The following is a 10,813-nucleotide window of genomic DNA, read 5'->3' on the forward strand; positions in this document are numbered from 1 at the left end:
GTGCTCCTGCGCCGGCCCTGGGCTCAGGGCTTCGCGCAGGCGAGGTCGTGTCCCGGACGCTCGCCGTTGACCAGGAAGTTCGTCGCGATGCGGTGGACGCACTGGTCGTCCAGGAACAGGTAGGCCAGGTGGCCGCCCTGATCGGCCGTCACCATCCGGGCCCGGTCGCCGAACGCCTCCCGCAGCTTCCGGGCACCGGCCAGCGGTGTCGCCGGGTCGCGGAGGTTCTGGATGATCAGCACGTTCGACGGGCCCTCGTCGGTGATCTCCACCTGCGGTTCGACCGGCTCGGACGGCCAGAACGCGCACGGCGTGATGTTGGCGCCCGCTGCGCCGAACATCGGGTGGCGGAACCGGTCGACCTCGACGTTGCGCTGGTAGGTCCGGACGTCCTCCGGCCAGTCGGAGTCGTTGCAGATCACGTGCAGCTGGCTGGCCTGGTAGTTGTCCGCGGGTGCAGCAGCAGCGACGGCGCTGGAATCGGGCGCCGGTACCGGAGTGCCGGTGTCGAGGGCATGCCAGGTCTCGGCCAACCGCGGCAGCTCCCGGTCGAAGTAGAGCGAGGCGAACGTGGCGAAGCGGAACGCCTGGCCGTTGTAGCCGTCCGGGCTCGGAGTCTCGTCGAGCCGGGCGGCGAGCTCGAAGTACTTCGCCGCCACCTGCTCCGGGGTCTCGCCGAGGCCGTACTCGGGGTTGGCCGCGGCGAACTCCGCGAAGTCCGGGAACCTGTCCTCGAAGCCCTGCCCGAACGACCTCGAGAACTCCGAGTCCCAGCCGTCGGGGCCGGTCGCGCTGTCGATCAGGAACCGGTCGCTGCGCTGCGGGAACATCGCGGTGTAGACCGACCCGAGGTAGGTGCCGTAGGAGATGCCGAAGTAGGACACCGCCTGCTCGCCCAGCGCCTCGCGGACCCGGTCCATGTCGCGAGCGGTGTTGGCGGTGGTGATGTGCGGCAGCAGCGGCGCCGTCGGCGACGATCCGCACTTCTCCGCGACCGCCGCCACCCGCTCGGCCTCCTCCTCGACGGCGGCGGGGTCGCGGCCGTACATCGGGATGTTGGTCGGTTGCTCGGCGAGCGTCAGGTCGCAGGTCACCGGCGTGCTGTGCCCGACCCCGCGCGGGTCCATCCCGATCACGTCGTAGCTCTCCAGCACGTCCTGCGGCATCCCCAGGTCGCGCAGGGCGGCCGGGAAGTCCAGCCCGGTCCCGCCCGGACCGCCGCTGTTCGTCAGCAGCACGCCGCGGCGCTTCTCCGGGTTGGTGCTGGCCAGGCGCGAGATCGCGATCGTGATCGTCTGACCGCCGGGATCGCGGTAGTCCAGCGGAACGTCGAGCGTGGCGCACTCCAGGCCGGGCTTGGCGACGTCCTCGGGGCACGCGCCCCAGTCGAGCCGGCCGGAAGTCGCCGACGCTGAGATCGGGGTCAGGGTCGCCACCACCGCGGCGGCGAGGACGGTCAACGCGGGTTTGCGCATCAGCGCTCCTCTGATCAGCTCCACAATGGACATCTCTGGGAGTGCTGTCGCGGCAGCCGATTCCCAGCGACGGTGAGCTCGGATGTCGATGACTCCGATTCCAGCGGTCCGGGGCCGCCGCGCCCAGTGCCGCCGCGTCAGGAACCCGCCATGACATTCCTGGTGGGAAGGCATGACGCTGTGTCACTGGTGCTCGCCGCGCGATCGGAGCAATAGTGTTGAACGAACCCGCCGTGCGACTCCGGAGAAGCACCCGTGAACACCAGACCGCTGCCCGACGCCGCTGATCGCGGGCGAGGCTGATGCGGCAACCCGAACGTCGAACGCGGGCGAGGGTGCAGCTCCGCAAGACGAACCTCACGATGTTCGGTCCGGTGCTGGCCGTCGTCGGTGCGGTGACGGTCGCCTTCGACGCCCGGAACTGGTGGGAGGCCGCCGTTTTGGCCGCCGGTGTGGTGGCGACCTTGGTGGCGTTCGTCCGGTGGGCGGCCGACGACCTCCTGCGCGTCGCACCCGCCACCGTGGCCACCACGGCTGCCGTCTGGGCCTTCGGGGCGCTGGTGGGTGACGGGCGGATGGCGTTCTTCGGCATCTCCTTCGTGGGTGCGCTCGTCGTCCCCCGGCTGCCGCGCTGGCGGGGTTGGGCGGCCGTGGTGCTGGCGGGCTACGTCGCCGCGGTGGGCGCGGCGAGACTGCTCGTCTCGCACCAGGAGGCGCCGGAAGTCCTGATCCGGTACGTCCTGATCCCCACCGGGGTCACCGTGGTGCTGGTCGGGTTGATGTTCCCCAACAAGCGGTTCTACGACATCGTCGCGGAGCTGGAGGAGGCGCGGGAGCGGGAAGCGGAGCTGGCCGTCATCCGCGAACGCGTCCGCTTCGCCGGCGATCTGCACGACATCCAGGGGCACACCCTCCACGTGGTGAAGCTGAAGGCAGCGCTCGCGCAGAAGCTGGTGGGCAGCGACGTCGAACGGGCCGAGCAGGAACTGCGCGAGATACACGACCTGGTCAGCGAAACCATCACCCAGACCAAGGAACTCGCCTACGCGCAGCGGCGGCTGAACCTCTCCGCCGAGCTGGAGAACGCGCGGAACCTCTTCGAAGCGGCCGGCATCGACGTGCACGTCGACCGGGAGGCCGACGTGGACCAGCGCGTGGGCGAACTGCTCGGCCAGGTCCTCCGCGAGACGACCACCAACATCTTGCGGCACGCCCAGGCGACCCAGGTGCGGATAACGCTGTCGGCGTCGAGCATCAGCATCGTCAACGACGGCGCCCAGCGCGCTCCGGTGACCGAACTCAGGGGATTGGCAGCGCTCGCCCAACGCGTCGCCGCGGAGGGTGGTGAGCTGTCGGTCGACCAGCACGATGGCGAATTCCGGACAGCAGCGGCGTTCCCGAACCGACGAGCGGAGGCAGACCGATGACGACCGTGGTGCTCGCCGACGACGAAGCGCTCCTCCGCAAGGCGATGGCCGCGCTGCTCCCGCTCGAAGGCGACATCGCGGTGCTCGCCGAAGCGGAGAACGGCGCGGAGGCCGTCGAGGCCACCCTGCGGCACCGGCCCGACGTGCTCGTCATCGACCTGGAGATGCCCGGTGTGGACGGACTCGGCGCCGTCGCGGAGATCCGCCGCACCCACCCGGACCAGGTCATCCTCATGCTGACTCGGCACGCCAAACCCGGTGTGCTCCGCAAGGCCCTCAAGCTCGGCGTCCAGGGCTTCGTCAGCAAGTCCGCCGAACCCGCGCACATCACCTCGGTGATCGGAACCCTGCACGAGGGCAAGCGCTGGATCGACCCGGACGTCTCCGCGCTCGCCCTCGTCGACGACTGCCCGCTCACCGACCGGGAGCTCGACGTGCTGCGCGCGACCGGCGAGGGCTACTCCGCCGCCGACATCGCCACCCAGCTCCACCTCGCACCGGGCACGGTCCGCAACTACCTCTCCAACGCGATGCAGAAGACCCAGACCCAAACCCGCCACGAAGCAGCCCGCTACGCCCGCGAACACGACTGGCTCTGACCAGGGGACGGCTACGGCACGTCGACCCCGAGCAGGGGGAGGCAGGGTGCGAGCCCTTCGACCTCGACCGGGACGGTGCGGTGCCGTTCCCAATCCGCGCGGGTCAGCCGCAGCCGGTGCACGACCGCCAGGTCTCCGCGGACGGCCTCGCGGTGGCTGCCATCGGGTTGGTAGCCGAGTTTCCGGGAGACAGCTCGGGAAGCGACGTTGTGCTCGATCGCTGAGGAGACGGCTTCTTCGGCGTCGAGGCAGGCGAAAGCCAGGTGCAGCACGGCGGCGCGCATCTCGGTGCCGATCCCGCGGCCCTGGTAGCGCTGCCCGAGCCAGGAGCCGGTGCTCACCTCGCGGGTGATGGCCAGGTCCCGGGCGCCGATGCTCTGCTGGCCGACGACGGCTCCGTCGTGGAACACGGTGAGGTTCAGCGCCCAGTGCTGCGGAGTCCAGCTGCCGAGGTGCCGCCAGTAGTGCTGGATGACGTTCAGCGCGACCTGGTCGGGCGTGCCGTCCGTCCACGCCTCGGTGAACGGCATGAGGTCCGGGTCGTGGACGCCGTTGCCGGCCAGCTCCGCCAGCTCGCCGAGTTCGTCGGGCGAAGGCAGACGCACTTCGAGGCGCGGCGTCGTCAGCTTGAGCCCGACGAGCGGGAAGTGATCGATCAGCACGTGCCCATCGTGACGTCGAACCGCGCGCGAAGCCATCGTTTTCCGCCCGCGCGGTCGGGTTCTGCTGCGGTAGCGCCGTTTTCGAGGCGGGGCCGGAAAAGCACGAGGGGCACCCGCGGAAATCGCGGGTGCCCCTCGCTGCTCGGTTGCGGTTACTCCATGGGCGGGCGTTCCGTGGCGGGCATCTCCGCCAGGGTGCCGTCCGCGAGGAGTTCGCTGATCGACGCCGGGAGCACGAACGCCGTGCCACCGCCCGGCTGCTCGAACCACGGGACCGCCGTGCCGCGCATCGCCTGGATCGGGCGCTGGATGCGGTAGGCGAAGTACGAGCGGTTCGACCACTGCGGCGGGAGCGAGCGGTGCGTGTACGGCGTGCGCATCGCGTAGACCACGTTGCCGTTCGGCTCACCGAAGCGGTCCAGCTCGGTACCGGGCTGGAGCATGATCACGCGCCGGTCGCGGTACAGCGTCAGCGGCGGTTCGCCGTTGAGCGGCTGGATCTGCTGGCCACCCGGCGGGCCTGCCTGGCCGCCTGGCTGCTGGCCACCGCCCTGCGGCGGACGCGGCGGTCCGGGCGGCGGACCCTGCCGGTGCGGACCGGCCATGCCCGGGCCACCGGGGCCGGGACGGCGTTCCGCGCCACCGACCGGGCCCGGAGCACCCTGCGGCGCGGGGTTTCCGCCCTGACGCGGCTGGCGCTTGGGCAGCGGCGGCGGTGCACCCGGTCCACCGACCGGCGGCTGCTGGACGGGTTGGCCGACCGGCGGGGACGGCGGACCCGCGGCTGCGGGGTGGTCCAGCTGCGGTGCCTGCTGGAGGCGGGTCGCCTCCTCGTTCGGCTGCGCCGCGGGCGGGGCCGCTTCCGGCTGAACCGGCGGCTCGGGCTGAGCGGGCGGCTCCTGGTTCGCGGTGAACAGCGGGTTGGCGGCCGACGGTTCCGGCGCGCGCTGGGGCAGCTCCGGCTCCGGTGCCCGCTGCGACTGCGGCAGGGCGTCGCCCGGCGTGCGCTGCGGCAGACCGGCTTCCGGCGTGCGCTGCGGCAGGTCCGATTCCGGTGCCCGCTGGGGCAGGTCGGATTCGGCGGCCCGCTGCGGGAGGTCGGGCGTGCGCTGGGGCAGACCAGATTCCGGCGTGCGCTGCGGCAGGCTCGGTTCCGGGGTGCGCTGCGGCAGTTCCGGCTCCGGACGCTGCGGCAGACCGGCCTCCGGCGTCCGCTGCGGCAGGTCCGCTTCGGGAGTGCGCTGCGGGAGGTCGGACTCGTCATCGGACAGGTCCGCTTCCGCCTGCTCGGCCACCTGCGGGGCGTCGGCGGCCGGCTCCTCCAGGAGCAGGCTGCCGAGCAGGTAGGCCGCGGCGTGGTCGACCCGGGCGAACCGGACGTCCTCGCCCTGCTCGGCGGTGACGATCCAGTCCGGGCCCTCCTGGACCAGGCACCGGGCGTTCTCGCTGATGCTGCCGATCCGGTAGCTGCTGCCGTCCACCTGGAACTCGGTGAGCCGGTCGTGCAGCTTGCCCAGCACGGACTCGGTGTCGGGCAGCTCTTCCTCGTCGTCCAGCACGTGCCGCGATCCGCCGGTCTGCTCGACCTCGTCGTCCTCGACGACTGCGGGGGCAGGGGCCTCTGCGGCGTCCGGCTCGGTGAAACCGCGCGGCTCGTCGTCGAAGTCCTGCGCTTCGTCGGCGTAGCTCGGGGTCTCGTCGGCGATCACCGGCTCCGCGTCGGCGACCTCGGGGACCTCGACGGCGGAGCTCTGCGGCTCGTCGTCGAAGTCCGCCGGCTCGTCGTCGGAGTCGGCCGGCTGGTCGATGAGCTCGCTGACCGCGGCGTCGCGGGTGGCGTCGTCGACCTCGGTCAGCTGGAAGCCGCGGCGGCGGACGTGCGCGACGAGCTCGGGCTCCGGCGGCACGCCGTACTGGGCCAGGTAGAACGCGATCGCGCCCGGCCACAGCCAGGTGCCGTCGGTGTGCCAGGTGCCCGGCACGACGGTGGGGCGCTCCGGGTCGAGCTGGTCCTCCTCGTCCTCGCGGGAGGCGAGCACGACCGGCGCGTTCTCCAGGTACTGGCGCAGCCGGGCGGTTTCCTCGGCCGGGACCGGCTCGCGGTCGGCGACGACCGGGCGGCCCTGCTCGTCGAAGTCGTCGAAGGCGTTGGCCACCTGGAACCCGGTCGGCTCGTCGACCTCGGGCTCCGGGGCGGGGGCCTGCTCGGTGACGGACGACTGGGCGGCGGACGGCTCGGCGACCGGCGGCTCGACGTCGTGCGGCTCCACGGCGTCCTGCTCGGCGGTCGGGGGCTCGGCCACCGGCGACTGGGCGACCGGCGCGCCGTTGACCGGGGACTCGGCCACCGGACCGGTACCGTCGATCCGGTCCCGCATCCAGTCCGGGATGTTCTCCTCGGCGCGCGGGTAGCGGCGCAGTTCGTCGACGTAGGCCGCCCGCGGCAGCGGGCGCTGCCAGCCGGGCTCGGTGTCGAAGTTGATGTCGATGCGGTAGCTGGACGGGCGCTCGACCACGTACAGCGCGCTCAGCCAGGTACCGACGTCCGGCCGGTACATGCCCTCGCGCAGGCTCTCGAAGATCTCCCGCAGCTCTACCGGAGGCTCCAGCGACCGGGAACTGCCGTCCTGCGCGGTCACCTCACCCAGCAGGTCGTGGTACTCGCCGGTGGCGCGGTACTCCACCGTGATCTCCTGCCAGTCCTCAGGAGCCCCTTGTAACAGCAGAACACCGATCTTGCGGGCGATCTGCTCCTGTTCTTCCGGACTGATCGCTGTCGGACGCGACATGGGTGACATCCTCCCCCTCTCGACGAGGCAACCCGACTCCACCCCGCCAAGACGCTACTCGACGCGGGCCGTGACATGTGCGCTGTGTACGACTTCGGTTCCGTTGATCCAGGACACGTGCGCGCGTTCAAGATCCATGTCACCGCGTGCGGTGATCTCGTCACGAGAGCCTGCCGGTTTCTCGTCCGGATGAACATCACACCACCAGGTGGATTGGTTCAGCGGTGCGTCGTCGGCGGTCAGCGGTCGGTGAAATTCGGTAGCGGTACACCCGTGCCAGAAGAGACAGTGGACGACGTGCTGCGTCCTTACCGACTTCTGGCGGCGGTGCCGCACGCCCCGAACCTGATGTTCTTCGCCCTGCTGGGACGCCTGCACATGCCGGCGCTGGGGATGGTGCTGGCGTTCCTGGCCGTCGACTGGACCGGTTCTTACGCGATCGGCGGCGTGATCGGCGCGACGATCACGGTCGGGCAGGCCATCGCCGGGCCGCTGCGCGGGCGGGCGGCGGACCGCAGCTCACCGCCTCGGCTGCTGGTGGTGACCGGCCTGGGTTCCGGGCTCGGGATGGTCGCCATCATCGCCGTGACCAGCTGGGTCGATCCGGCGTACTGGTGGCTGATCCTCCCGGTGGCGCTGGGCACCGGGCTGTCGCACCCGCCGATCACCCAGATCGGACGGGGGATCTGGCCGCTGCTGGCGGACGGTCCGGCGCGGGAGGCCGCGTTCGCGGTGGAGGCGACGCTGCAGGAGCTGTTGTTCGTGATGGCGCCGATGCTCGCCGCGTTCGTGGTGGCGATCTGGGGTCCGGTGGTGGCGATGTCCGCCTGCGCCGCGTGGGCGGCCGCCGGTGCGGTGCTGTTCGCCGTTGCGCTGTGGCGCGCGGGTTTCACCGAAGGTCTGGGAGGAAGAGGACAGAGCGGGCGAAAGTCCGGATCCCTGTTCCGCACGCCCGGTTTCGTCTCGTTGCTCGGTTTCTTCGCCTTCCTGGTCGGCGGGTTGATCTCGATGGACCTGGTGCTGGTCGGGTGGGCGCGCGAACGCGGTGAGCCGGAGCTGGCCGGCGTGCTGGCGATGGTGTGGGCGGTCGGTTCGCTGCTCGGCGGGCTGGTGCTCGGCGGTTCGGCGCGACGTCCCCGGCTCTGGCTGCGGGCGTCGCTGGCCGCGCTCGGCCTGGTCGCGCTGATCCCGGTGCTGCCGCCGATCGTCGAACCGGGTTCGCCGCTGCTGGTCGGGGCGATCCTGCTGATAGGCGGGACGGCGGTGGCCCCGACGCTGGCCGCCAGCAACGGGCGCCTGGCCGACATCGCGCCGCCGGAGCGGCGCAACGAGGCGTTCGGTTGGATGGCCAGCGCGACCATGTTCGGCGGAGCGCTGGCCGCACCGCTGTCCGGGATGATGCTCGACCTGGCCGGTCCGGCGGCGGCAGCTGCGGCGGCCGCGGGGCTGGCCCTGCTGGCCGCCGGACTTGTCGCATCTCACAACGCCAGGGCGTCGCGCGTCGCGCGGGAGGCGGAGGAGAGTGCGGTCACGTGACTCTTTCGCCAGTGAAACCTTCCGGTCCGAAAGTCCGCCAGCGCGTGCTCGGCATGGTCGGTGCGGCTGGCGTGGGTGTGCTGCTGGCGATCCAGGCCCGGATCAACGGCACGCTCGGGGCCCGGATGGACGACGGGATCGCCGCCGGGCTGATCTCGTTCTGCTGCGGGTTCGTCGTGCTGCTCGCCGGTTCGCTGGTGATCCCGCGCGCTCGCCGCGGCTTCAAGAACCTGGCCGCGGCGTTGCGCGAGCCGGACGGCCTGCGGCCCTGGCAGTGCCTCGGCGGGGTGTGCGGCGGGTACCTGGTGTTCACCCAGGGCATGGCCGCCACGGCGCTGGGCGTCGCGATGTTCACGGTCGCGGTGGTGGCCGGGCAGGTGAGCAGCGGACTGGTGGTGGACCGCCTCGGTCTGGGCCCGGCCGGGCCGCAGCACGTGACCGCGACCCGGCTGCTCGGTGCTGCGCTCGCCGTGGCGGCCGTGCTGGTCTCGGTGTCCGCGCAGCTGGGCGGTGCGCACGCGAGCTGGCTGGTGCTGCTACCCGCGCTGGCCGGGATCGGCTTGGGCTGGCAGGCGGCGGTCAACGGCCGGATGAAGCAGGCGGCCGATTCGGCGGTGTTCGCCTCGATGGTCAACTTCGGGGTCGGGATGACGGCGCTGGCCCTGGCCTTCGCGGTCGAGGTGCTGGTCCGCGGCCTGCCCGAGTTCCCCGCCGAGGGCTGGCTCTACACCGGTGGTTTCCTCGGGATCTTCGTGATCGGCGGCTCGGTCGCGCTGGTCCGCTACACCGGGGTGCTGATGCTCAGCCTCGGCATGATCTCCGGCCAGCTGATCGGGGCGCTGCTGCTGGACGTGTTCGCCCCGGCCACCGCGGAGGGGATCGCGACGTCGACGGTGGTCGGCGTGCTGCTCACGCTGGTGGCCGTGGGCGTGGCGGCAATGCCGGACCGGGCGGGACGGGGTGTGCGACGTCTGCCACGATGAACAGCCGTGAGCGCGACGATTCTGGACGGCAAGGCCACCAAGGAAGCGATCTTCGACGAGCTGCGGCCCAGGGTCGCCCGGCTCGCCGAGCAGGGCAGGGCCCCCGGACTGGCCACCGTGCTGGTCGGCGACGACCCCGGTTCGCAGTCCTACGTGCGCGCCAAGCACAACGACTGCGCCAAGGTCGGCATCAAGTCGATCCGCAAGGACCTGCCCGCCGACGTCAGCCAGGCCGAGGTCGAAGCGGTGCTCGACGAGCTCAACGCCGACCCGGCCTGCACCGGCTACATCGTCCAGCTGCCGCTGCCCAAGCACCTCGACGCCGGTCCGCTGCTGGAGCGCATCGCGCCGGAGAAGGACGCCGACGGGCTGCACCCGATCAGCCTCGGCCGCCTGGTGCTGGGCGAGGAGGCGCCGCTGCCGTGCACGCCGCGCGGCATCATCGAGCTGCTGCGCCGCTACGACGTGCCGCTCGACGGTGCGCGGGTCGCGGTCGTCGGCCGCGGCATCACCGTCGGCCGCCCGATCGGGCTGCTGCTCACCCGGCGCAGCGAGAACGCCACCGTCACGCTGTGCCACACCGGGACCAAGGACCTCGCCTCCGAGGTGAGCCGCGCGGACGTGGTGATCGCGGCGGCGGGCAAGCCGAACCTGATCACGCCGGACATGGTCAAGCCGGGCGCGGCGGTGCTCGACGTCGGCGTGACCCGCACCGAGGACGGGCTGTCCGGCGACGTGCACCCGGACGTCGCGGAGGTCGCCGGCTTCATCTCGCCGAACCCCGGCGGCGTCGGCCCGATGACCCGCGCGATGCTGCTGACCAACGTCGTCGAGGCCGCCGAGCGCTGAGCCTCCTCGTGAGCGGCGGTGGTGGTGGGAGCCACCGTCGCCGCTCACGAAGCCCGGACCCGACAGGAGGAACGTGAGCGAGCAGTTCGGCGGAAAGTCGCGCCTGTCGATGCACGTGCCGTTCGGCCTCGTGCTGCTCATCGCACTGGTCGGATTCCTGCTGGTGGCGATGCAGCACTGGCGCCGCGGCGCGGTCCTGCTCGCCCTGGCGATGCTGGTCGCGGCGGTTCTGCGCGCGGTGATCTCGCCGGACCGGGTGGGCCTGCTGGCGATCCGCAGCCGCGCCGTGGACGTCCTGCTCTACAGCGGTTTCGGCGTCGTGATCCTCGCCGTCGCAATGACGATCAAAGGCGGAGTCTTCGGCTGACCGGTCCCGTCCCCACCCGCAGTTTCAATTGAAACTGTGATCCGCCGTGCCTGGGTTTTACAGTTTCAATTGAAACTGCACACCCGGGCGTGTCGGGACCCCGGCGTGTCGGGACCCCTGGACCCC

At 71.6% G+C, this 10,813-nt stretch carries 9 protein-coding genes; 6 read left to right on the forward strand and 3 right to left on the reverse strand.

What is annotated here, in order from left to right; all coding sequences use genetic code 11:
* Positions 1-23 precede the first annotated feature (23 nt).
* Positions 24-1,508 carry an alpha/beta hydrolase gene (locus ABTZ89_RS28480; RefSeq protein WP_351050316.1) on the reverse strand — a complete coding sequence of 495 codons (1,485 nt, stop codon included), beginning with the start codon at positions 1,506-1,508 and terminating at the stop codon, positions 24-26.
* A 269-nt stretch (positions 1,509-1,777) separates the two neighbouring features.
* Here ABTZ89_RS28480 and ABTZ89_RS28485 point away from each other — a divergent pair, with 269 nt between their 5' ends.
* Both ABTZ89_RS28485 and ABTZ89_RS28490 read left to right on the forward strand, forming a co-directional pair.
* Positions 1,778-2,902 carry a sensor histidine kinase gene (locus tag ABTZ89_RS28485; protein WP_351050319.1) on the forward strand — a complete coding sequence of 375 codons (1,125 nt, stop codon included), beginning with the start codon at positions 1,778-1,780 and terminating at the stop codon, positions 2,900-2,902.
* On the forward strand, positions 2,899-3,501 hold the full coding sequence (locus ABTZ89_RS28490) for a response regulator transcription factor (protein WP_351050322.1): 603 nt from the start codon (positions 2,899-2,901) through the stop codon (positions 3,499-3,501). Before ABTZ89_RS28485 ends, ABTZ89_RS28490 begins: the two co-directional genes overlap by 4 nt.
* An 11-nt stretch (positions 3,502-3,512) precedes the next feature.
* On the opposite strand, the gene ABTZ89_RS28495 is transcribed toward ABTZ89_RS28490, so the two are convergent.
* Together ABTZ89_RS28495 and ABTZ89_RS28500 are read right to left on the reverse strand one after the other, a co-directional pair.
* Positions 3,513-4,163, reverse strand: coding sequence for a GNAT family N-acetyltransferase (locus tag ABTZ89_RS28495; protein WP_351050325.1), 651 nt, complete (start codon positions 4,161-4,163; stop codon positions 3,513-3,515).
* Between the two features lie 152 nt (positions 4,164-4,315).
* The gene (locus ABTZ89_RS28500) at positions 4,316-6,952 is read right to left on the reverse strand and encodes a glycohydrolase toxin TNT-related protein (protein ID WP_351050328.1); all 2,637 of its coding nucleotides are present in this window, start codon (positions 6,950-6,952) and stop codon (positions 4,316-4,318) included.
* Between the two features lie 273 nt (positions 6,953-7,225).
* Here ABTZ89_RS28500 and ABTZ89_RS28505 point away from each other — a divergent pair, with 273 nt between their 5' ends.
* The 4 genes from ABTZ89_RS28505 (at position 7,226) to ABTZ89_RS28520 (ending at position 10,687) form a co-directional block, all read left to right on the forward strand.
* Positions 7,226-8,488 carry an MFS transporter gene (locus ABTZ89_RS28505; protein ID WP_351050331.1) on the forward strand — a complete coding sequence of 421 codons (1,263 nt, stop codon included), beginning with the start codon at positions 7,226-7,228 and terminating at the stop codon, positions 8,486-8,488.
* Between the two features lie 11 nt (positions 8,489-8,499).
* Entirely contained in the window at positions 8,500-9,471 is a 972-nt protein-coding gene (locus ABTZ89_RS28510) for a DMT family transporter (protein ID WP_351050334.1), read from the forward strand.
* A 6-nt stretch (positions 9,472-9,477) separates the two neighbouring features.
* Entirely contained in the window at positions 9,478-10,320 is an 843-nt protein-coding gene (locus ABTZ89_RS28515; RefSeq protein WP_270948461.1) for a bifunctional methylenetetrahydrofolate dehydrogenase/methenyltetrahydrofolate cyclohydrolase, read from the forward strand.
* A 73-nt stretch (positions 10,321-10,393) separates the two neighbouring features.
* Complete coding sequence (locus ABTZ89_RS28520) at positions 10,394-10,687, forward strand: DUF3017 domain-containing protein (RefSeq protein WP_270948460.1); 294 nt, start codon at positions 10,394-10,396, stop codon at positions 10,685-10,687.
* Positions 10,688-10,813 lie beyond the last annotated feature (126 nt).

It is taken from the genome of Saccharopolyspora sp. NPDC002686, from assembly GCF_040295745.1.
GTDB lineage: Bacteria > Actinomycetota > Actinomycetes > Mycobacteriales > Pseudonocardiaceae > Saccharopolyspora > Saccharopolyspora oryzae.